The 20,711-nt window shown below is 62.1% G+C and carries 18 protein-coding genes; 9 read left to right on the forward strand and 9 right to left on the reverse strand.

Annotation, left to right across the window (positions count from 1 at the left end; translation table 11 throughout):
- Nucleotides 1–138: 138 nt before the first annotated feature.
- The 5 genes from BLP99_RS05440 to BLP99_RS05460 form a co-directional block, all read right to left on the reverse strand.
- On the reverse strand, nucleotides 139–1,107 hold the full coding sequence (locus BLP99_RS05440; protein ID WP_072390479.1) for a CDP-6-deoxy-delta-3,4-glucoseen reductase: 969 nt from the start codon (nucleotides 1,105–1,107) through the stop codon (nucleotides 139–141).
- The gene (gene ubiD / locus BLP99_RS05445; protein WP_072458546.1) at nucleotides 1,107–2,573 is read right to left on the reverse strand and encodes a 4-hydroxy-3-polyprenylbenzoate decarboxylase; all 1,467 of its coding nucleotides are present in this window, start codon (nucleotides 2,571–2,573) and stop codon (nucleotides 1,107–1,109) included. The genes BLP99_RS05440 and ubiD overlap by 1 nt, the downstream gene beginning before the upstream one ends.
- Nucleotides 2,574–2,697: 124 nt before the next feature.
- Complete coding sequence (gene rho / locus BLP99_RS05450; protein ID WP_003206716.1) at nucleotides 2,698–3,957, reverse strand: transcription termination factor Rho; 1,260 nt, start codon at nucleotides 3,955–3,957, stop codon at nucleotides 2,698–2,700.
- Nucleotides 3,958–4,196: 239 nt separating this feature from the next.
- Nucleotides 4,197–4,526 (reverse strand): thioredoxin TrxA, encoded by a 330-nt coding sequence (gene trxA / locus BLP99_RS05455; RefSeq protein ID WP_072390882.1) that lies wholly within the window; start codon nucleotides 4,524–4,526, stop codon nucleotides 4,197–4,199.
- A 121-nt stretch (nucleotides 4,527–4,647) separates the two neighbouring features.
- Entirely contained in the window at nucleotides 4,648–5,355 is a 708-nt protein-coding gene (locus BLP99_RS05460) for a FadR/GntR family transcriptional regulator (protein ID WP_072390485.1), read from the reverse strand.
- A gap of 254 nt (nucleotides 5,356–5,609) precedes the next feature.
- On the opposite strand from BLP99_RS05460, the gene BLP99_RS05465 reads away from it, so the two are divergent.
- The 5 genes from BLP99_RS05465 to ppx all read left to right on the forward strand — a co-directional run bounded on the left by BLP99_RS05465 (nucleotide 5,610) and on the right by ppx (nucleotide 10,170).
- Nucleotides 5,610–6,395 carry a transporter substrate-binding domain-containing protein gene (locus BLP99_RS05465; protein ID WP_092179891.1) on the forward strand — a complete coding sequence of 262 codons (786 nt, stop codon included), beginning with the start codon at nucleotides 5,610–5,612 and terminating at the stop codon, nucleotides 6,393–6,395.
- 21 nt (nucleotides 6,396–6,416) lie between these two features.
- A complete protein-coding gene (locus BLP99_RS05470; RefSeq protein ID WP_092179893.1) occupies nucleotides 6,417–7,097 on the forward strand; it encodes an amino acid ABC transporter permease in 681 nt (226 codons plus the stop codon).
- Nucleotides 7,094–7,744 (forward strand): amino acid ABC transporter permease, encoded by a 651-nt coding sequence (locus BLP99_RS05475; protein WP_076405993.1) that lies wholly within the window; start codon nucleotides 7,094–7,096, stop codon nucleotides 7,742–7,744. Before BLP99_RS05470 ends, BLP99_RS05475 begins: the two co-directional genes overlap by 4 nt.
- On the forward strand, nucleotides 7,731–8,468 hold the full coding sequence (locus BLP99_RS05480) for an amino acid ABC transporter ATP-binding protein (RefSeq protein ID WP_072430932.1): 738 nt from the start codon (nucleotides 7,731–7,733) through the stop codon (nucleotides 8,466–8,468). Before BLP99_RS05475 ends, BLP99_RS05480 begins: the two co-directional genes overlap by 14 nt.
- A gap of 199 nt (nucleotides 8,469–8,667) precedes the next feature.
- Nucleotides 8,668–10,170 carry an exopolyphosphatase gene (gene ppx, locus BLP99_RS05485; RefSeq protein ID WP_072390500.1) on the forward strand — a complete coding sequence of 501 codons (1,503 nt, stop codon included), beginning with the start codon at nucleotides 8,668–8,670 and terminating at the stop codon, nucleotides 10,168–10,170.
- A 222-nt stretch (nucleotides 10,171–10,392) separates the two neighbouring features.
- Here the strand turns inward: ppx and ppk1 are convergent, their stop codons facing one another.
- Both ppk1 and hemB read right to left on the reverse strand, forming a co-directional pair.
- Complete coding sequence (gene ppk1 / locus BLP99_RS05490) at nucleotides 10,393–12,615, reverse strand: polyphosphate kinase 1 (protein ID WP_072390503.1); 2,223 nt, start codon at nucleotides 12,613–12,615, stop codon at nucleotides 10,393–10,395.
- Between the two features lie 17 nt (nucleotides 12,616–12,632).
- A complete protein-coding gene (gene hemB, locus BLP99_RS05495; RefSeq protein ID WP_072390506.1) occupies nucleotides 12,633–13,646 on the reverse strand; it encodes a porphobilinogen synthase in 1,014 nt (337 codons plus the stop codon).
- 357 nt (nucleotides 13,647–14,003) lie between these two features.
- On the opposite strand from hemB, the gene BLP99_RS05500 reads away from it, so the two are divergent.
- Complete coding sequence (locus BLP99_RS05500; RefSeq protein WP_072390509.1) at nucleotides 14,004–14,627, forward strand: DedA family protein; 624 nt, start codon at nucleotides 14,004–14,006, stop codon at nucleotides 14,625–14,627.
- On the opposite strand, the gene BLP99_RS05505 is transcribed toward BLP99_RS05500, so the two are convergent.
- Nucleotides 14,608–15,843: a sterol desaturase family protein gene (locus BLP99_RS05505; RefSeq protein WP_072458544.1), complete on the reverse strand. Its 1,236-nt coding sequence runs from the start codon at nucleotides 15,841–15,843 to the stop codon at nucleotides 14,608–14,610. The genes BLP99_RS05500 and BLP99_RS05505 overlap by 20 nt on opposite strands.
- A gap of 123 nt (nucleotides 15,844–15,966) precedes the next feature.
- On the opposite strand from BLP99_RS05505, the gene elbB reads away from it, so the two are divergent.
- Complete coding sequence (gene elbB, locus BLP99_RS05510; protein WP_072430933.1) at nucleotides 15,967–16,635, forward strand: isoprenoid biosynthesis glyoxalase ElbB; 669 nt, start codon at nucleotides 15,967–15,969, stop codon at nucleotides 16,633–16,635.
- Between the two features lie 55 nt (nucleotides 16,636–16,690).
- Here elbB and BLP99_RS05515 read toward each other — a convergent pair whose 3' ends face one another.
- The gene (locus BLP99_RS05515; protein WP_092179895.1) at nucleotides 16,691–18,589 is read right to left on the reverse strand and encodes a cytochrome c/FTR1 family iron permease; all 1,899 of its coding nucleotides are present in this window, start codon (nucleotides 18,587–18,589) and stop codon (nucleotides 16,691–16,693) included.
- 313 nt (nucleotides 18,590–18,902) lie between these two features.
- Between BLP99_RS05515 and BLP99_RS05520 the strand changes: the two genes are divergently transcribed.
- Together BLP99_RS05520 and BLP99_RS05525 are read left to right on the forward strand one after the other, a co-directional pair.
- Nucleotides 18,903–20,297 (forward strand): COG3014 family protein, encoded by a 1,395-nt coding sequence (locus BLP99_RS05520; protein ID WP_092179897.1) that lies wholly within the window; start codon nucleotides 18,903–18,905, stop codon nucleotides 20,295–20,297.
- Between the two features lie 18 nt (nucleotides 20,298–20,315).
- Nucleotides 20,316–20,687 (forward strand): YcfL family putative periplasmic lipoprotein, encoded by a 372-nt coding sequence (locus BLP99_RS05525; RefSeq protein ID WP_003206754.1) that lies wholly within the window; start codon nucleotides 20,316–20,318, stop codon nucleotides 20,685–20,687.
- Nucleotides 20,688–20,711 lie beyond the last annotated feature (24 nt).

The raw sequence follows: 20,711 nt of genomic DNA on the forward strand, positions 1-20,711 counted from the left end.
TCAACCCGGTAGGCCGGCTTAATGCGGGGGTCTTGTAAGGGGGGCTGCTGCGCAGCCCAACGGGGATAAATCCCTTCGCAACAGGATCAATCCCCTCGTCACAAAAGCAGATCCTGGGTCTGGATCAATGCGCGAGACTCAAGCCCGCGGCGCATAGGCGAACACATCGGCGCGCATTTGGTGGGCGTCCATTCCGGCTTCGACCAGTGCATCGAGAGTGGCGTAGATCATGGCCGGCGAACCGCTGGCGTAGACATGCACACCGCAGAGATCGTCAATGTCCTGGCATACCGCTTCGTGGAGCATCCCACAGCGTCCTTCCCAGCCACACACGTCGCTGACGACTTTGTGCAGGAACAGATTCGCAAGCTTCTTCCACTCGTCCCAATGCTCGATTTCGTAGAAATCCTCCGGACGGCGCACGCCCCAGTACAGATGGACCGGGTGGTTGAAACCTGCTGCGCGGCAATGCTCGATCAGGCTGTGCATCTGCGCCATGCCGGTCCCGGCGGCAATCAGCACCAGCGGACCCTCCGGCAATTCGGACAAGTGAGTGTCGCCAAACGGCATTTCGACGCGCACGCTGGGGTTGCGACGCAACTGCTCAAGCAGCATTCGCGCACTGTTTTCACGCACCAGCACGTGCAGTTGCAGGTCTCGTCCGGAATGCGGCGCCGAAGCCAGGGAGAAAGCCGACTTCTCACCGTTCTCCCGTTCGATCATCAGGTATTGCCCGGCGTGATAACGCGGCGGCTTGCCCGCTGGCGCACGCAGGTTGACCCGCCAGACATCGCCGCCCACCTCGACGCACTCGACCACCTGGCAGGCCAGGTTGCGCACCGGCAACTCCCCCGGCGCCAGCACCCCATCCCATAGCACCACGCAATCTTCCAGGGGCTCGGCGATGCAGGTGAAAATCTCACCGTGATCGCGCACTTCGCCAGCCTGCTGGACGCGGCCTTCCACCAGCAGCGCACCACAGACATGGCAATTGCCGTTGCGGCAGCTTTGCGGGCATTCATAGCCCAGGCGCCGCGCACCATCGAGAATCCGCTCGGCGGGCTGTATCTCAAGTATCGCGCCGGAAGGCTGCAGGGTTACACGCATCAATCTATTCCTAACTGATTCCAGATGGCATCGATCCGTTGGGTAACGGCTTCATCCTTGACGATAACCCGGCCCCACTCACGAGTGGTTTCACCGGGCCATTTATGCGTGGCATCGAGCCCCATCTTCGACCCCAGGCCGGACACTGGCGAGGCGAAGTCGAGGTAGTCGATGGGCGTGTTGTCGATCATCACCGTATCGCGCTTGGGATCCATGCGCGTGGTGATGGCCCAGATCACGTCGTTCCAGTCCCGTGCATTGATATCGTCGTCAGTGACGATAACGAACTTGGTGTACATGAACTGTCGTAGAAACGACCATACCCCCAGCATCACCCGCTTGGCATGCCCTGGATATGACTTCTTCATGGTCACCACGGCCATCCGATACGAGCAACCTTCCGGCGGCAGGTAGAAGTCGGTGATTTCCGGAAACTGCTTCTGCAGGATCGGCACGAACACTTCGTTCAGCGCCACGCCGAGGATCGCCGGCTCATCCGGTGGACGTCCCGTGTAGGTGCTGTGGTAGATCGGTTTGGTCCGGTGAGTGATGCGCTCGACGGTGAACACCGGGAAGCTGTCGACTTCGTTGTAATAGCCGGTGTGATCGCCATATGGTCCTTCGTCCGCCATTTCGCCTGGGTGGATCACGCCTTCGAGGATGATCTCGGCGGTGGCCGGGACTTGCAGGTCGTTGCCGCGGCATTTCACCAGTTCGGTACGATTGCCCCGCAGCAGGCCGGCGAAGGCATATTCGGAGAGGCTGTCCGGCACGGGCGTGACAGCACCGAGGATGGTTGCCGGGTCCGCCCCCAGGGCCACCGAGACCGGGAATGGCTGGCCGGGGTGTTTCTCGCACCACTCGCGATAGTCCAGCGCACCGCCGCGGTGGCTCAGCCAGCGCATGATGACCTTGTTGCGACCAATCACCTGCTGGCGGTAGATGCCCAGGTTCTGGCGCTCCTTGTTCGGCCCCTTGGTAACCGTCAGGCCCCAGGTGATCAAGGGGCCCACGTCGCCCGGCCAACAGGTCTGCACCGGCAGCATGGCCAGGTCGACATCGTCGCCCTCGATCATCACTTCCTGACAGATCGCGTCCTTGACGACTTTCGGTGCCATGGAAATGATCTTGCGGAAGATCGGCAGCTTGGACCAGGCATCCTTCAGCCCCTTCGGCGGCTCGGGCTCCTTGAGAAACGCCAGCAGCTTGCCGATTTCCCGCAACTCGCTGACGGCCTCGGCCCCCATGCCCAGGGCCACTCGCTCCGGTGTGCCGAACAGGTTGCCCAGGACCGGGATGTCAAAGCCCGTCGGGTTTTCGAACAACAGCGCCGGGCCTTTGGCTCGCAGGGTGCGGTCGCAGACCTCGGTCATTTCGAGCACGGGAGACACCGGCACCTGGATGCGCTTGAGTTCACCGCGCTGTTCCAGACCGCTGATAAAGTCGCGCAGATCGCGATACTGCATGCAAAAGCCTCATGGTGGCCGTGGCGTTCGGGGGCCCGAGTTTAACGCCGCCCGTTCGGAATAGTGAATGCACAGATAGCAAAAAGCCGGGTTTCCCCGGCTTCTACTGCCTGTCCTGCCCGATTTACTTGCGTTTCATCGACAGGAAGAACTCATCGTTGGTCTTGGTGGTTTTCAGCTTGTCCACCAGGAACTCGATCGCTGCCACTTCATCCATCGGATGCAGCAGCTTGCGCAGGATCCACATGCGCTGCAGCTCGTCGTCGGCCGTCAGCAACTCTTCGCGACGGGTGCCGGAACGGTTGATGTTGATGGCCGGGAAGACACGCTTCTCGGCGATACGACGGTCCAGGGGCAGCTCCATGTTGCCGGTACCCTTGAATTCCTCGTAGATCACTTCGTCCATCTTCGAGCCGGTTTCAACCAGCGCGGTGGCGATGATGGTCAGCGAGCCGCCTTCCTCGATGTTCCGTGCGGCACCGAAGAAGCGCTTGGGCTTTTCCAGGGCGTGGGCATCGACACCACCGGTCAGCACCTTGCCGGAGCTCGGGATCACGGTGTTGTAGGCACGGGCCAGGCGGGTGATGGAGTCCAGCAGGATCACCACGTCCTTCTTGTGTTCTACCAGGCGCTTGGCCTTCTCGATCACCATTTCGGCTACCTGCACGTGGCGGGTCGGCGGCTCGTCGAAGGTCGAGGCGACCACTTCGCCGCGCACGGTGCGCTGCATCTCGGTCACTTCTTCAGGACGCTCGTCGATCAGCAGCACGATCAGATGAACTTCAGGATTGTTACGGGCGATGTTGGCCGCGATGTTCTGCAGCATGATCGTCTTGCCCGCTTTCGGCGGCGCCACGATCAGGCCACGCTGGCCCTTGCCGATAGGGGCGCACAGGTCGATGACACGACCGGTGAGGTCTTCGGTGGAGCCGTTGCCGGCCTCCATCTTCATGCGCACCGTCGGGAACAGCGGGGTCAGGTTTTCGAACAGGATCTTGTTCTTCGCGTTTTCCGGACGATCGAAGTTGATCGTGTCGACCTTGAGCAGTGCGAAGTAACGCTCGCCTTCCTTGGGAGGGCGAATCTTGCCAACGATGGTGTCACCGGTGCGCAAGTTGAAGCGACGGATCTGGCTCGGCGAGACGTAGATATCGTCCGGGCCGGCAAGGTAGGAAGCGTCCGCGGAACGGAGAAAGCCGAAGCCGTCCTGGAGAATCTCCAGCACGCCATCACCGGAGATTTCCTCGCCGCTCTTCGCGTGCTTCTTGAGCAGGGAGAAAATCACGTCCTGCTTGCGCGAACGGGCCATATTTTCTATGCCCATCTGTTCGGCCAATTCGAGCAGTTCGGTAATCGGCTTTTGCTTGAGTTCAGTCAGATTCATATAGGAATGACGTAATCATTTATGGAGGGGAAATTAAGCTTTTGGCTTAATGAGGCCGCGCCGCGGAGAAGGCGACAGGATCGCGTACTTATTCGAAAGGAGAGCGTCGGCGACGGCTTGCAGGGGGCACTGGAGAAACCAGTGCGGGGCCGAATGTAACACCTGGATTTACGAGCGTCTAGCCCCGGGGAACGAAAAAGCCCCGCGATTGGCGGGGCTTTTACAACGGCATTCAGCGCTTAGAGGTTGGCGTCGATGAAAGCCGCCAATTGCGACTTCGACAGTGCGCCGACCTTGGTGGCCTCGACGTTGCCGTTCTTGAACAGCATCAGGGTCGGGATACCACGCACGCCGTGCTTGGCCGGAGTTTCCTGGTTTTCATCGATGTTCAGCTTGGCAACGGTCAGCTTGTCCTTGTAGGTCTCGGCAATTTCGTCCAGGACCGGCGCGATCATCTTGCACGGACCGCACCACTCAGCCCAATAGTCGACCAGCACTGCGCCTTCGGCCTTGAGTACATCAGCTTCGAAGCTAGCGTCGCTAACGTGTTTGATCAGATCGCTGCTCATGGAAATCTCCGGGGTCATCAGCAAAAAAACGTGGCCCATCATAACGGCCCTTCCCGGGTTCAGGAAGCCGCAGTTGATTGAGTCTCGCTATGACGAGGCATGCAACCGTGTATCGCCCGGCTCACGAAGCGGCGGGCGCCACAAAGGCGATTCCAGTGCGCAGCGCAGCGTTACGTACATGTTCCTGCATGGCTTTTTGCGCGGGGCCCGATGCACGGCGGGCCAGGGCGCGCAGGATCTTGCGATGCTCCTGCCAGGTTTCCATCGCCCGCTCGGCCCGGATGAACGGTAGCTTCTGGCTCTCCAGGAAGATCTCGGCGCTGGCGGTAAGGATGCTCAGCATCGCCTGGTTGCCGCTGGCCAGCAGGATTCGTCGATGGAACTCGAAATCCAGCCGCGCCGCCGCGTCGAAATGCCCGGACTTCAATTCGCGGCGCATGGCCTCCACATTGTCCTCCAGCACATCGAGCTCGCCAGGGGTCAGCGTCACCGCCGCTATCCCGGCCGCGAAGCCTTCCAGTGCATAACGCAACTGGAAGATATCCATGGGCGAAGCCTGGGCCGCGAACGGCCAGCCCGGCGTCGACTCGTTGCGCGAAACCTCCACCAGCGATTGCACGAACACCCCTTTGCCCGGTTGCACGCTGATCATGCCCAGGGCGCTCAGTGATGAAAGTGCCTCGCGCAGCGACGCCCGGCTCACTCCCAGCTGCATGGCCAGGTCGCGCTGCGACGGCAGCGCATCGCCCGGCCCGATGCCCTGTTCGGCAATCAGTTTGCGGATGGCTTGCAACGCCACTTCAGGAACGGCGCGAGAGATGGAATTCATGTTTTTTTCGACGAACCGGGCCAAGGAGCGGCTAGTTGTAAAACTATTCGTCGTGCCCGGCAAGTCGTGCCCCGCCGGGGTTCGGCGGCCAACACCAACGCTCGATAACGGTGCAAAACCCGGCGCAACTGTTCAGACCAGTAAGACCGCGCGCCGCCTGTAAAACCGTGGCTTTGGCACCTCATGAATCGCTTTGGCACGGCCCGTGCTCTGTCGAAACCCAGAAATCACCTCATCGATTCCGGAGACTCGCCATGATCCAGCGTTGCAGCGCCCTGCTCACTGCCCTGTTTGCCAGCCTGATGCTCTGTCAGCTGCCCGCCCACGCTGATGGCCTGGAAGACGTGGTCAAGCGCGGCACCCTCAAAGTCGCGGTTCCCCAGGACTTTCCGCCATTCGGCTCGGTAGGTCCGGACATGAAGCCCCGCGGCCTGGACATCGATACAGCGCAACTGCTGGCCGACCAGCTCAAGGTCAAGCTCGAACTGACGCCGGTCAACAGCACCAACCGCATTCCTTTCCTGACCACCGGCAAGGTCGACCTGGTGATCTCCAGCCTGGGCAAGAACCCGGAACGGGAAAAGGTCATCGACTTCTCCAGCGCCTACGCGCCGTTCTACCTGGCTGTGTTCGGCCCGCCCGAAGCCGCCATCAATGGCCTGGACGACCTCAAGGGCAAGACCATCAGCGTCACCCGTGGCGCCATCGAAGACATCGAGTTGACCAAGGTCGCCCCCGAAGGCACCACCATCAAGCGCTTCGAAGACAACAACTCGACCATCGCCGCCTACCTGGCCGGCCAGGTGGACCTGATCGCCAGCGGCAACGTGGTGATGGTCGCCATCAGCGAACGCAACCCCAAGCGTGTTCCGGCGCTGAAGGTGAAACTCAAGGACTCGCCGGTGTACGTGGGCGTAAACAAGAACGAGCCAGCGCTGCTGGACAAGGTCAACCAGATCCTGGCCACCGCCAAGACCGACGGCAGCCTGGAGAAGAATTCCCAGACCTGGCTCAAACAGCCGCTGCCGGCCGATCTCTGATCGTCGCTTGAGAGGCTGAGCATGGCTTATCAGTTCGATTTTCTGCCGGTGGTGCAAAACACCGAGCTGCTGCTGCGCGGTGCGCTATTCACCCTGGAACTGACGGCCATCGGCACGCTGCTCGGGGTTGGCCTGGGCATCGTCGGGGCCGTGGTGCGGGCCTGGAACATTCGTCCATTCTCGGCGTTCTTCGGTGTGTACGTGGAATTGATCCGCAACACGCCGTTCCTGGTGCAGTTGTTTTTCATCTTCTTCGGCTTGCCGTCCCTGGGCCTGCAGATTTCCGAATGGCAGGCGGCAGTACTGGCGATGGTGATCAACCTCGGCGCCTACTCCACCGAGATCATCCGCGCCGGTATCCAGGCCATTCCGCGGGGCCAGCTGGAAGCGGCCGCAGCCCTGGCGATGAGCCGCTTCGAAGCCTTCCGCCACGTGGTGCTGCTGCCAGCATTGGGCAAGGTCTGGCCGGCCCTGAGCAGCCAGATCATCATCGTGATGCTCGGCTCGGCGGTCTGTTCGCAGATCGCCACCGAAGAGTTGAGTTTCGCCGCCAACTTCATTCAGTCGCGCAACTTCCGCGCCTTTGAAACTTACGCACTGACCACCCTGATCTACTTGTGCATGGCCCTGCTGATCCGCCAGCTACTGAACTGGCTGGGCCGGCGCTGCCTGTACAGGAACGGCACCGGGAGCAGCCAATGAGCGATTTCACATTCTGGGACGTGGTGCGCAATCTGCTCACGGGCCTGCAGTGGACCGTGGCGTTGTCACTGGTGGCGTTCGTGGGCGGTGGCGTGATCGGCTTGCTGGTGATGGTGCTGCGCATCTCCAGGAACGCCCTGCCCCGTCATGTCGCCCGTACCTACATCGAGCTGTTCCAGGGCACGCCCTTGCTGATGCAGCTGTTCCTGGTGTTCTTCGGCGTAGCCCTGGCCGGGGTGGAGATTTCTCCCTGGATGGCCGCGGCCATTGCCCTGACGCTGTTCACCAGTGCTTATCTGGCAGAGATCTGGCGCGGCTGTGTCGAGGCCATCCCCAACGGTCAATGGGAAGCGTCCTCGAGCCTGGCACTGAACCGGCTGGAGCAGTTGCGCTACGTGATCCTGCCCCAGGCCCTGCGCATCGCCGTGGCGCCGACCGTGGGTTTCTCGGTGCAAGTGATCAAGGGCACGGCGGTCACCTCGATCATTGGCTTCACCGAACTGACCAAGACCGGCGGCATGCTCGCCAACGCCACGTTCGAGCCCTTCATGGTGTATGGCCTGGTGGCTCTCGGATACTTCCTGCTCTGCTACCCCTTGTCCCTCAGCGCGCGCTACCTGGAAAGGAGACTGCATGCCTCTGCTTAGAATTACCGCCCTGCATAAATACTACGGCGATCATCACGTGCTCAAAGGCATCGACCTGAGCGTCGAGGAAGGCCAGGTGGTGGCGATCATCGGCCGCAGTGGCTCGGGCAAATCCACCTTGCTGCGCACCCTCAATGGCCTGGAATCGATCAACGACGGCGTCATCGAAGTGGACGGCGAGTACCTGGACTCGGCCCGTGCCGACCTGCGCAGCCTGCGCCAGAAAGTCGGGATGGTGTTCCAGCAGTTCAACCTTTTTCCGCACCTGACCGTTGGCGAAAACGTGATGCTCGCCCCACAGGTGGTACAGAAAGTCTCCAAGGCCAAGGCCACCGAACTGGCTCGACAGATGCTGGATCGGGTCGGGCTCGCCGAGAAATTCGACGCCTTCCCTGAGCGCCTCTCCGGCGGCCAGCAGCAACGGGTCGCGATCGCCCGCGCCCTGGCGATGTCTCCCAAGGTGTTGCTGTGCGACGAGATCACCTCGGCCTTGGACCCGGAACTGGTCAACGAAGTGCTCAGCGTGGTCCGGCAACTGGCCAAGGAAGGCATGACCCTGATCATGGTCACCCACGAAATGCGTTTCGCCCGCGAAGTGGGGGACAAGCTGGTGTTCATGCATCAGGGCAAGGTGCACGAGGTGGGAGATCCCAAGGTGCTGTTCGCCAATCCGCAGACACCGGAGCTGGCCAATTTCATCGGGACGGCCGAGCCTGTGGCCTGAGATTTGCGCTGCCGGCTCTGGCCTCATCGCGAGCAGGCTCGCTCCCACAGGTTCGCGGTTGCCGGCTATTGCGCAGGCGAGACAAAACAGGTGTGGGAGCGAGCCTGCTCGCGACGGACCGCGAAGCGGTCGCCTTTGCGTTGGCGTAAGCGAGCGATCGTGGCAGGATGGCAAGGTTATCGACCGAGACCTTTTGACCATGCCGCCATCCCAAGCCAAGAATCTGTCCCTGATCGCCGCCATAGACCTGGGCTCCAACAGCTTCCACATGGTCGTCGCCAAGGCCCAGAACGGGGAAATCCGCATTCTTGAGCGGCTCGGCGAGAAGGTCCAGCTGGCCGCCGGCATCGACGAAGAACGCAAGCTGAGCGAAGAATCCATCCAGCGCGGGCTCGATTGCCTCAAGCGGTTTGCCCAACTGATCAACGGCATGCCCTTGGGCGCGGTGCGGATCGTGGGCACCAACGCCCTGCGCGAGGCGCGCAATCGCGGCGAGTTCATCCGCCGTGCCGAAGAGATCCTCGGCCATCCGGTAGAAGTCATTTCCGGACGTGAAGAAGCCCGCCTGATCTACCTCGGCGTGTCCCATACCCTGGCCGACACCCCTGGCAAGCGACTGGTGGCGGACATTGGCGGCGGCAGTACCGAATTCATCATCGGCCAACGCTTCGAGCCGCTGCTGCGCGAAAGCCTGCAGATGGGGTGCGTCAGCTACACCCAGCGTTATTTCCGTGACGGCAAGATCACCCCGGCCCGCTACGCCCAGGCCTACACGGCGGCGCGCCTGGAAATCATGAGCATCGAACACGCCCTGCACCGCCTGACCTGGGACGAAGCCATCGGCTCCTCGGGCACCATCCGCGCCATCGGCCTGGCGCTCAAGGCCGGCGGCCATGGCAACGGTGAAGTGAACGCCGAGGGCCTGGCCTGGCTCAAGCGCAGGCTGTTCAAGCTGGGCGAGTCGGACAAGATCGACTTCGAGGGCATCAAGCCCGACCGCCGAGCGATCTTCCCGGCAGGCCTGGCGATTCTCGAAGCGATCTTCGATGCCCTCGAATTGCAGCGCATGGACCACTGTGAAGGTGCCCTGCGCGAAGGCGTGCTCTATGACCTGCTGGGCCGCCACCATCACGAGGACGTCCGCGAGCGCACCCTGGGCTCGCTCATGGAGCGTTACCACGTCGATCAGGAACAGGCCGTGCGGGTCGAGCGCAAGGCACTGCACGCCTTCGACCAGGTGGCCGACGACTGGAACCTGGGCGATGGCATCTGGCGCGAGCTGCTCAGCTGGGCCGCCAAGGTCCACGAAGTGGGGCTGGACATCGCGCACTACCATTACCACAAGCACGGCGCCTACCTGATCGAGCATTCCGACCTGTCGGGCTTTTCCCGGGAAGACCAGCAGATGCTCGCCCTGCTGGTGCGCGGCCATCGGCGCAATATCCCCAAGGACAAGTTCGCCGAATTCGGCGACGACGGCATCAAGCTGATTCGCCTGTGCGTGCTGTTGCGTTTCGCGATCCTGTTCCACCACATCCGCGGCACCCAGGAAATGCCCCAGGTCGCCCTGCGCGCCGATGGCGATCAACTGGATGTGATGTTCCCCGACGGCTGGCTGGAAGAAAACCAACTGACCCAGGCCGACTTCGCCCAGGAAGCCGAGTGGCTGACCCGGGTCGGGATCGTGCTGAACATTCACTGAGCCCCGCCACAACACAGATCCATTGTGGCGAGGGGATTTAGCGAAACGTCGCACCGCCCCGCCGGGCCGCGAAGCGGCCCCAGAGAGTTGGAAGGTAATCAACCTGACACAACGGGCTGGCAGGTTTCAGGGCTGCTTCGCAGCCCAGCGGGGTGGGGCGACGTTTCGCTGAATCCTTCGCCACAGATACCCTTTAACCATCAGAACTGCATCACCCCGACCTTAACGAACCGCCAGCACCGGGCTGCTCAAGCGCTCCAGCAATGTCGCCTGGGCGCTGCGTGGGTTCTGGTTGCCGGTCGGCGTGTTGCGGATGTATCGGCCATCCGATTGCAGGATCCAGCTGTGGGTATTGTCGGTGAGATAGCTTTCCAGCTCTTTCTTCACTCGCAGGATCAGTTTCTTGCCTTCCACCGGGAAGCAGGTCTCGACGCGCTTGTCGAGGTTGCGCTCCATCCAGTCGGCGCTGGACAGGAACATCTGTTCCTCGCCGCCGTTGAGGAAGTAGAACACCCGCGTGTGTTCCAGGAAGCGGCCGATGATCGAACGCACATGGATGTTATGGGAAACCCCCGGAATACCCGGTCGCAGGCAGCACATGCCACGCACCACCAGGTCGATGCGCACGCCTGACTGGCTGGCCTTGTACAGCGCACGGATGATTTTCGGATCGGTCAGCGAGTTGAACTTGGCGATGATATGCGCCGGCTTGCCGTCCAGGGCGAACTGGGTCTCCCGGGCGATCATGTCGAGCATGCCCTTCTTCAGGGTGAACGGCGCATGCAGCAGCTTCTTCATGCGCAGGGTCTTGCCCATGCCGATCAACTGGCTGAACAGCTTGCCCACGTCTTCGCACAAGGCATCGTCGGAGGTCAGCAGGCTGTAGTCGGTATACAGGCGGGCGTTAGCCGCGTGGTAGTTGCCGGTACCCAGGTGGGCGTAACGCACGATCTCACCGGCCTCACGGCGCAGGATAAGCATCATCTTGGCGTGGGTCTTGAAACCCACCACGCCGTAGATCACCACCGCACCGGCCGCTTGCAGACGGCTGGCCAGCTGCAGGTTGGACTCTTCATCGAAACGCGCCCGCAATTCGATCACCGCCGTGACTTCCTTGCCGTTGCGCGCCGCATCCACCAGGGCATCGACGATTTCCGAGTTGGCACCGCTGCGGTACAGAGTCTGGCGCACCGCCAGGACGTGAGGGTCCTTGGCGGCCTGGCGCAGCAGGTCGACCACGGGTGTAAACGACTCGAACGGGTGCAGCAGCAGGATGTCCTGCTTGCTGATCACGCTGAAAATGTTCTCGCTGTTTTGCAACAGCTTCGGAATCTGCGGTGTGAAGGGCGAGTACTGCAGCTCCGGATGGCTGTCCAGGCCGGTAATGCTGAACAGCCGGGTCAGGTTGACCGGGCCATTGACCTGATACAGCTCGGTCTCGTGCAGGTTGAACTGCTTGAGCAGGTAGTCGGACAGGTGCTTGGGGCAGGTGTCGGCCACTTCCAGGCGGACTGCATCGCCATAGCGGCGGGAGAACAACTCGCCACGCAGGGCGCGCGCCAGGTCTTCGACGTCCTCGGTATCCACCGACAGGTCCGCGTTACGCGTCAGGCGGAACTGGTAACAGCCCTTGACCTTCATGCCCTGGAACAGGTCATCGGCGTGAGCATGGATCATCGAGGACAGGAATACATAATTGTCGCCGGGACCACCGACATCTTCCGGCACGCGGATGATGCGCGGCAGCAGGCGCGGCGCGGGAATGATCGCCAGGCCGGAATCGCGACCGAAGGCGTCGATGCCCTCCAGCTCGACGATGAAGTTCAGGCTCTTGTTGACCAGCAACGGGAACGGGTGCGTCGGGTCGAGGCCGATCGGCGTGATGATCGGGGCGATCTCATCGCGGAAATAACGGCGCACCCAGGTCTTGAGCTTGGTGGTCCAGTAGCGACGACGAATGAAGCGGACCTGATGCTTTTCAAGCTCCGGCAACAGGATGTCGTTGAGGATCGCGTACTGGCGGTCGACATGACCGTGGACCAGCTCGCTGATGCGCGCCAGGGCCTGATGCGGCTGCAGACCGTCAGCGCCGGCCTGCTCGCGGGCGAAAGTGATCTGCTTCTTCAGGCCGGCCACACGGATTTCGAAGAACTCGTCCAGGTTGCTGGAGAAGATCAGCAGGAATTTCAGCCGCTCCAGCAAGGGATAGGACTCGTCCAGCGCCTGTTCCAGCACGCGGATGTTGAACTGCAGTTGCGACAGCTCACGATGGATGTACAGGCTGCTGTCATCCAGGTTGGGGATCGCAATCGCCGGGGCCGGGGTCGGAGCCGGCTCGGCGGCGACCGCAGGAACGGGGTCCAGCTCCGGCGGCGTTTCGGCGACCTGCTCGACCACGGGTTGAGCGTCTTTTACGGCAACTTCAGTGAGTCCTTCGGTATTCATCGCAAGTTCCTGGGAGGCTATTTCTGCTCTCGTAGCAATTGGGCGGCGCGCACGGCGAAGTAAGTCAGGATGCCATCAGCCCCTGCGCGCTTGAAAGCGGTCAATGATTCGAGGATCACCCCTTCACTCAGCCAGCCGTTCTGGATGGCGGCCATGTGCATGGCGTATTCGCCGCTGACCTGGTAGACAAAGGTCGGGACTTTGAATTCGTCTTTCACCCGGCAAAGAATGTCGAGGTAAGGCATGCCTGGCTTGACCATGACCATGTCGGCCCCTTCCGACAGGTCGGCGGCCACTTCGTGCAGGGCTTCCTGGCTGTTGGCCGGGTCCATCTGGTAGGAGGCCTTGTTCGCCTTGCCCAGGTTCAGGGCCGAGCCGACCGCATCGCGGAACGGGCCGTAATAGGCGCTGGCGTACTTGGCCGAATAGGCCATGATGCGCACGTTGACGTGACCGGCCACCTCGAGGGCTTCGCGGATCGCCTGGATGCGACCGTCCATCATGTCAGACGGCGCCACCACCTGGGCACCCGCCTCGGCGTGGGACAGCGCCTGCCTGACCAGCGCATCGACGGTGATATCGTTCTGCACGTAACCGTCTTCATCGAGGATGCCGTCCTGCCCGTGGGTGGTGAACGGGTCCAGCGCCACGTCGGTGATCACCCCCAGTTCAGGGAAACGCTCGCGCAAGGCACGGGTCGCGCGCTGGGCGATACCCTCCGGGTTCCAGGCTTCGGCGGCATCCAGGGACTTGAGCCCCGGTGGCGTCACCGGAAACAACGCCAGCGCTGGAATGCCCAGCTCCACCCAGTTGGCGGCCTCTTCCAGCAGCAGGTCGATGGTCAGGCGTTCCACGCCGGGCATCGATGCCACTTCCTCACGGCGGTTCTCCCCATCCAGTACGAACACCGGCAGGATCAGGTCGTTGGTGGTCAGAACGTTTTCACGCACCAACCGACGAGAGAATTCATCACGGCGATTGCGACGCAGGCGGGTGGCAGGGAACAGACGGTTGGCGGGGGTAAAGCTCACGGCAGACTCCTGAGCCCGCGCAGACGGGCGAGCGTGACAGTTATAAGCGGTCATTATGACGAACACATTACAGAAGTGTTGCATTTGAACCACAGGGCTGCTGCGGCGGCTTTACGGGCAGGCCGGTCGCCGTCTCCCGTCATGGCGGACCATGACCGGGCGCAGCACCTTGCCTGGCAACCGGATCCAATCGCCTCAGCAGGAACATTGCGACCCAGGAGCAGCACTTGCGCAACTGTGACCTGTCGTCGCAGTTATTGTCGTTGTAGGAATTGTTCACGTCGAGACACATTTCGATACTTTCCTGAATGTGTCTGAAGGGTTAGGCTGCGCGTTCATTTCGCCAGCACCCAGACAATGCTCCAACAATTTCTCAATGACTTCGGCTACCTGGCCCTGTTCATCGGCACGTTCTTCGAAGGTGAAACCATCCTGGTGCTCGCAGGCTTCCTGGCGTTCCGTGGCTACATGGACATCAACCTGGTGGTCGTCGTGGCGTTCTGCGGCAGCTACGCGGGCGACCAGCTATGGTACTTCCTGGGTCGCAAGCATGGTCGCAAGCTATTGGCGCGCAAGCCCCGCTGGCAATTGATGGGTGATCGTGCCCTGGAGCACATTCGTCGGCATCCGGACATCTGGGTCCTGAGCTTCCGCTTCGTCTACGGGCTGCGTACGGTCATGCCGGTGGCCATCGGCCTCTCGGGCTATCCGCCGGGCCGCTACCTCTTGCTCAACGGCATTGGCGCAGCCATCTGGGCCACGGCGCTGGCCGCCGCCGCTTATCACTTCGGCGCGGTCCTCGAAGGCATGCTGGGCAGCATCAAGAAATATGAACTGTGGGTACTTGGCGCACTGCTGGTGCTGGGCCTGTGCCTGTGGTTGCGACGCCGTATCAAGAATGCACGCCTGGCTCGCAAGACCCTCGAAGCCGAGCGGCTGGAGCAAGCCAGGCCAGGCGAACCTACGACGCCCAACGAGTGAGGCGATGGCGGCAGCAGTAAAGGCCGATGCAGCTGAGCAGGCTGTAGCAGAGCAAGCCGACCCAAGCCACCGGGCTGGCTGGCCATAATCCGACCAAGGGCGCCAGCCACACCAGGGGCAGGTTCGAAGCCAGGCGCAACAGTTCCAGCCGCCGCGCCCACGGCCGATCCTCCAGGGCCACGCCCAACACGAAGATCCCGAACGCAACCGTCCCCCAGCCCAGCACCAGGGCGGCGACCGGCAGGCTGTTCTCCAGGTTCATCAGATAACTGCCCAGCGCTATGTAGACACAGAACTGCAGCGCCACATACCACTGCTGGCGCCTGTCCAGCGGTACGTCGAACTTGCGGAAACGGCTCAGGTCCGGCTTGTTCAGCGGGTACCTGGCCGCGACGTCCGCCGGCCTCCAGCCTGTGGGCATGAACCAGATGCGCAGCTTGTCCCACCCATGCTCTGCCCGCCGGGCATCCGTCCACAATTGTGCGTAGAACTGCAGGTTGGCCCACAGCGGATTCCAGCTCGCCAGCGGCGTGGTCACGCCAAAGATCACCGGCTCGTTATCGTCTTCTTCCTGGAAGGTGCCGAACAGACGGTCCCAAATAATGAACACCCCTCCGTAGTTGCGATCCATATAGAGAAGGTTCTGCGCATGGTGGGCACGATGATTGGACGGCGTAACGAAGCACCACTCCAGCCAACCGAGCTTGGGAATGTGCTGGGTATGAACCCAGAACTGATACAACAGATTCAACGCCGCGACGCTGACGAACACCACCAGCGGCACGCCCAGCACCGCCAGCGGCAAGTAGAAAATCCAACTCAACACAAAGCCCGTGCTGGTCTGGCGCAAGGCGGTGGAGAGGTTGTAGTCCTCGCTCTGGTGATGCACAGAATGAGCGGCCCAGAGGATATTGCGTTCATGCCCCATGCGGTGCAGCCAGTAGTAGCAGAAATCGTAGAACACGAAGGCCAGCACCCAGACCCAGGTCTGGTCGGCAGGCAACCGCACAATGGCCAGGTGCTCCAGGGCGAAGGCATAGGTCACCAATCCCACGCCCTTGGTCAGCAGGCCGGTAGTGGTGGACAGCACGCCGGTGCTCAGGCTGTTGATCGCGTCGGCGACCCGGTAGTGGCTCACGCCACGCCAACGGTCGGCCAGCAGCTCGACGGCTATCAGGACGAAGAAGAACGGCACGGCATACAGAATGAAATTCATGACGCGACCCGGGCACGCGAGGCAAGGAGATAGTCGGCAGATTAGGTGTAGCCGCCCGAGAACCCTATGGCAACGAGTGACAAATTAGTGGACATTTAACGCCATGAATCTGGAGAAAAGCCCATGAGCAAAAAAGTTGCAGTGATCCTTTCCGGCTGTGGCGTGTACGACGGCGCCGAGATCCACGAAAGCGTGATCACCTTGCTGCGCCTTGATCAGCGCGGCGCGCAAGTGCAGTGCTTCGCCCCCAATATCGCCCAGTTGCATGTGATCAATCACCTGACCGGCGAGGAAATGCCCGAAAGCCGCAACGTGCTAGTGGAGTCGGCCCGGATCGCCCGGGGCAACGTGAAGGACCTGCGCGAAGCCAAGGTCGAGGACTTCGATGCCCTGATTATTCCCGGGGGCTTCGGCTCGGCGAAAAACCTGTCCAACTTTGCCGTCGAAGGGGCCGGTTGCACGGTGCAACCGCAAGTTCTGGAGCTGACCGAAGCCTTCGCCGAGGCCGGCAAGCCGGTAGGACTGATCTGCATTTCCCCGGCGCTGGCCGCGAAGATCTACGGCCCCGGCGTAACCTGCACCATCGGCACGGATGTCGACACAGCGGCGGCGGTGACCAAGATGGGGGGCTCCCACGAAGACTGCGCCGTCACCGACATCGTCGAAGACACTGCGCGCAAACTGGTGAGTACCCCGGCCTACATGCTGGCGCAGAACATCAGCGAAGCGGCCTCAGGCATCAATAAACTGGTGGACCGCGTGCTGGAACTGACCCACGAGAACGACATCTGAAACCGCCGCGGGGGCGAGCCGACTCGCTCCCGCAGCGAACCGAACGGGCAGTCCGTCAGGACGCCTGAACCCGCCGCTTCTCCGCCACCCAACTGCGTCCATACAACACGACAATCGCCACGATCGCGATCACCTGGGCCGCCAACGAATAGGCATCGGCGTGAATGCCCAGCCAGTCGAAGTCAAAGAACGCCACCGGACGAGTTCCGAAGATGCCGGCCTCCTGCAGGGCCTTCACGCCATGGCCGGCGAACACCACCGACAAGGCGCACAGCAACGCCGCGTTGATGCTGAAGAACAGCGCCAGCGGCAAGCGCGCCGAACCGCGCAGGATCACCCAGGCCAGCCCCACCAGTAGTACCAGAGCCGTCGCGCCACCCGCCAGCACGGCGTCATGCCCGGCAGGGCCAGCCTGCAGCCACAGGGTCTCGTAGAACAGGATCACTTCGAACAGCTCGCGATAAACCGAGAAAAACGCCAGGATGGCAAAGCCGAAACGGCCACCACCGCCGACCAGGCTGCTCTTGATGTAGTCCTGCCAGGCCGCGGCGTGACGCCGGTCGTGCATCCACACACCCAGCCACAGCACCATCACGCTGGCGAACAGGGCCGTTGCGCCCTCGAGCAGCTCACGCTGGGCGCCGCTGACGTCGATCACATAGGCAGCCAGGCCCCAGGTCGCCAGGCCGGCCAGCAGCGCCAGCCCCCAACCGACGTTGACGCTGCGAACCGCCGATTGCTGACCGGTATTGCGCAGGAACGCCAGGATCGCCGCCAGCACCAGGATCGCTTCCAACCCCTCGCGCAACAGGATCAGCAGGCCGGAAATGTAGCTCAGCGACCAGCTCAGGCCATCGCCGCCCAGCAAGCCCGCGGATTCCTCCAGCTTGGCCTTCGCCGCCGTCAGGCGCTGCTCGGCCTGCTCCACCGGCAGGCCGTCCTGCAAGGACTGACGATAGGCCATCAAGGCTTTTTCCGTATCCTTGCGCACGTTTGCATCCACGTTATCCAGCGAGCTCTCCACCAGCTCGAAACCTTCCAGATAGGCGGCTACCGACAGATCGTAAGCCTGGTCATGCTCACCGGCACGGTACGCCGCGATGCTTTTATCCAGGGTGGCGGCAGTGTAATCGAGCAATTGCGCCGGGCCGCGCTGGACCTGAGGCGGCTGGGCACGCTGGGCGCGGAAGGTGGCCGCAGCGGCCGGGCCTTGCGTCGCCAGGACTTCGGCCGGCGTCTGGCGAGCCAGGTCGGCGAGATTGAAGGTCTGCTCGCCCTTCGCGGCGGCAGGATCGGCACTGAAGCTGGCGATGTAGGTCGCCAGGTCCCAGCGCTGACGGTCGTCGAGCTGGTCGGCGAATGCCGGCATGTCGGTGCCTTCGACGCCCAGGCCGAGGGTGCTGTAGATGGCATAGAGGCTCAGGTTGTCCAGTCGTTTGCTGTCGCGCAGGTTGGCGGGCGGCGGCTCCAGGCCGACACCGGCAGGGCCATCGCCAGCGCCGCTGTCGCCATGGCAAACCGAGCAGTTCTGAGCGTACAGCGGTGCCCCGCGAGCAGGGTCCGGGGTGATGACCGGTGCCTGGCTGACCTCATAGGCCACCGCCAGCCGGGCCCCCATCTGGCGGGCCATTCGGGCCACCTCGGCGCCATCCTGGCGTTGGCTGATCGCGTTACGCAGGGCGCCGATGCCCTGTGTCAGCTCGGCCTTTTCCGGCTTGGCCGGCAGCGCAACGACCAGCCCCTCCAGCACCTGGATGAATTCCAGTTGTTCGCGGTATTCGGACTCGTCGATGACCTTCCCCGCCTCCACCGTCGCCGGGTAATCCGCACCGATGTAATCCAGCAGATGCAGCGCCTGTGGGGCGCCTTCAAGAGTATCGGCCAGCAAATGGGGGCTACACAGGGCCAGCAACGGTAGCGCAAGCCAGCCCAGAAAACGAAGCGGGGCAATCATCAACAATTCTCAGTTGGAAATAAGAAGTAACACATTGTTCACGTCCACAGCCTTCGACTCAAGCGCCGAGATGCTCCGCAGGTGCTTTTTCATCGGATCTTCATGCTTTGGAAGTGATGTCACAAAAACGGCATTTAGGAATTGAAAAGCCATTACATAGCCAACGGCCATGTTTATAATCCCGCCGCCTTCTCGATGTCCGAGGCAAAAAAAGCTCCTCCGAATGCGAGGAACCGACAGCGTTCCGACGCATGTCCGTGGATCGCCCCAGCCCGACCCGCACACCTGGCTGATACCTCAGGGAAGAATGTTCATGGCCTCCCGTGCCGTTTTCTCGGTCGCTCTCGGTGCGATCACCTTGCTGTCCGGCTGTTCGGTTTTCCGTAATTACGACAGCGAACTGGCCCAGACCAACCAACAGCTCGCCTCCGGCAACGTCGATGCGGCCCTGACCCTGCTGGAAAAGAACAACAGCAAGGACAAGGACCTGCTGTACTACTTCGAAAAAGGGGAGCTGCTGCGGGCCAAGGGCGATCTGTCCGGCAGCCAGACGGCCTGGACCAGCGCGGACCAGCAGGTCGGCCAGTGGGAAGACGCGGTCAAGCTGGACACCGCCAGGTATGCCGCCCAGTTCGGCAGCTTCCTGGTCAACGACAAGGTCCGGCGCTATGAGGGTTATGACTACGAAAAGGTCATGCTGACCACGCAGATGGCCCTGAACCTGCTCGCCGTGAACGACTTCGATGGCGCCCGGACCCAGATCAAGAAAACCCACGAACGCGAAGCGGTGATCGCCGACCTGCGGGACAAGCAGTACCTCAAGCGCGAAGAAGAGGCCGAGCAGCAAGGGGTCAGGACCGAGTACAAGGACCTGCAGGGCTATCCGGTGGCCAGCCTCGACGCGCCGGAAGTGGTCGGCCTCAAGAACAGTTATCAGAGCGCATTCAGCCATTATCTGGCCGGTTTCGTCTATGAGGCCCTGGGCGAGAAAAACCTGGCCGCACCGGGTTATCGCAAGGCCGCCGAGCTGCGTCCCAATACCCCGCTGCTGGAACAGGCACTGCTCAACCTCGACAAGCCTGCCGCAAAGAACGATGACAGCGACGTCCTGATCGTGGTGCAGAGCGGCCTGGCGCCGGCCCGTGATTCGATCCGCATCCCCCTGCCCCTGCCCATCAGCGGCAATGTCGTCATCACGCCATTGTCGTTCCCGGTGATCAAGCCCGACACCTCCACCGCCACCTTCGCCCAGATCGGCGTCGATGGCCGCCAGTTGGACCTGACCCAACTCAACAGCACCACCGCCATGTCCCGCCGCGCCCTGCGCGATGACATGCCGGGCATCATCCTGCGCACCACCGTGCGCGCCATCACCCGTGGCGTAGCGCAGAAACAGATCAACGAAACCAACCCACTGGCCGGCCTGGCCGTAGGCCTCACCTCGGCCGTGCTCGAAGGCGCAGACACCCGGACCTGGCGCACCCTGCCGGACTACACCCAAGTGGTACGCCTGCGCCTCAAGAAAGGCGAGCACGAAGTCACCCTGCCCAACGCCACAGGCGGCTCGGTGGTCAAGGTGATGGTCGACCAGCGTTACCAAGTGGTCAGCCTGCGGGCCGTGGGCAATCAGGTCTTCGCCGGTGGCCTGGCCGCCCGGGTGATCCCGAGCGCCAACCCGACCGCCATCGCCAGCCTCAAGCAACCTTAAGAACGGAGTCTTGCTCACATGCGTTTAAAACTGATCGCCGTCGGCGCCCTGGCCTTGCTGGCCGGTTGCGCCACCCCGCCGCCACCGGAGCCGGGCAGCGCTGCCAGCAAGGTCGTGGCCATGGGCAAAACCAAGAACATCGTGGTGGGTGCCATGCGCGTGGCACGGGAAAACGGCTATATGACCGTCAATGTGCAACTGAGCAATACCAGCTACAACAACAAGACGATGTACTACCGCTTCGCCTGGCTGGGACCTGAGGGTTTCCCTATCGCCGAGGAAGAAACCTGGAAAAGCCTGACGCTCTATGGCGAACAGACCAGCTTCCTGCCGGCCATCGCTCCGACACCAAAGGCCGTGGATTTCCGGTTGGAAATCAATACCCCTTAAAGACGCTCCCACAAAAAACGCCCG

Origin of the sequence: Pseudomonas sp. NFACC32-1 (assembly GCF_900101215.1) — a bacterium.
In the GTDB taxonomy this organism is placed as follows: domain Bacteria; phylum Pseudomonadota; class Gammaproteobacteria; order Pseudomonadales; family Pseudomonadaceae; genus Aquipseudomonas.

Excerpts from the sequence above, each read along its gene's own strand:
- BLP99_RS05440 (WP_072390479.1), bottom strand. The coding sequence starts at position 1,107 with ATGCGTGTAACCCTGCAGCCTTCCGGCGCGATACTTGAGATACAGCCC.
- ubiD (WP_072458546.1), bottom strand. The coding sequence starts at position 2,573 with ATGCAGTATCGCGATCTGCGCGACTTTATCAGCGGTCTGGAACAGCGC.
- rho (WP_003206716.1), bottom strand. The coding sequence starts at position 3,957 with ATGAATCTGACTGAACTCAAGCAAAAGCCGATTACCGAACTGCTCGAA.
- trxA (WP_072390882.1), bottom strand. The coding sequence starts at position 4,526 with ATGAGCAGCGATCTGATCAAACACGTTAGCGACGCTAGCTTCGAAGCT.
- BLP99_RS05460 (WP_072390485.1), bottom strand. The coding sequence starts at position 5,355 with ATGAATTCCATCTCTCGCGCCGTTCCTGAAGTGGCGTTGCAAGCCATC.
- BLP99_RS05465 (WP_092179891.1), top strand. The coding sequence starts at position 5,610 with ATGATCCAGCGTTGCAGCGCCCTGCTCACTGCCCTGTTTGCCAGCCTG.
- BLP99_RS05470 (WP_092179893.1), top strand. The coding sequence starts at position 6,417 with ATGGCTTATCAGTTCGATTTTCTGCCGGTGGTGCAAAACACCGAGCTG.
- BLP99_RS05475 (WP_076405993.1), top strand. The coding sequence starts at position 7,094 with ATGAGCGATTTCACATTCTGGGACGTGGTGCGCAATCTGCTCACGGGC.
- BLP99_RS05480 (WP_072430932.1), top strand. The coding sequence starts at position 7,731 with ATGCCTCTGCTTAGAATTACCGCCCTGCATAAATACTACGGCGATCAT.
- ppx (WP_072390500.1), top strand. The coding sequence starts at position 8,668 with ATGCCGCCATCCCAAGCCAAGAATCTGTCCCTGATCGCCGCCATAGAC.
- ppk1 (WP_072390503.1), bottom strand. The coding sequence starts at position 12,615 with ATGAATACCGAAGGACTCACTGAAGTTGCCGTAAAAGACGCTCAACCC.
- BLP99_RS05500 (WP_072390509.1), top strand. The coding sequence starts at position 14,004 with ATGCTCCAACAATTTCTCAATGACTTCGGCTACCTGGCCCTGTTCATC.
- BLP99_RS05505 (WP_072458544.1), bottom strand. The coding sequence starts at position 15,843 with ATGAATTTCATTCTGTATGCCGTGCCGTTCTTCTTCGTCCTGATAGCC.
- elbB (WP_072430933.1), top strand. The coding sequence starts at position 15,967 with ATGAGCAAAAAAGTTGCAGTGATCCTTTCCGGCTGTGGCGTGTACGAC.
- BLP99_RS05515 (WP_092179895.1), bottom strand. The coding sequence starts at position 18,589 with ATGATTGCCCCGCTTCGTTTTCTGGGCTGGCTTGCGCTACCGTTGCTG.
- BLP99_RS05520 (WP_092179897.1), top strand. The coding sequence starts at position 18,903 with ATGGCCTCCCGTGCCGTTTTCTCGGTCGCTCTCGGTGCGATCACCTTG.
- BLP99_RS05525 (WP_003206754.1), top strand. The coding sequence starts at position 20,316 with ATGCGTTTAAAACTGATCGCCGTCGGCGCCCTGGCCTTGCTGGCCGGT.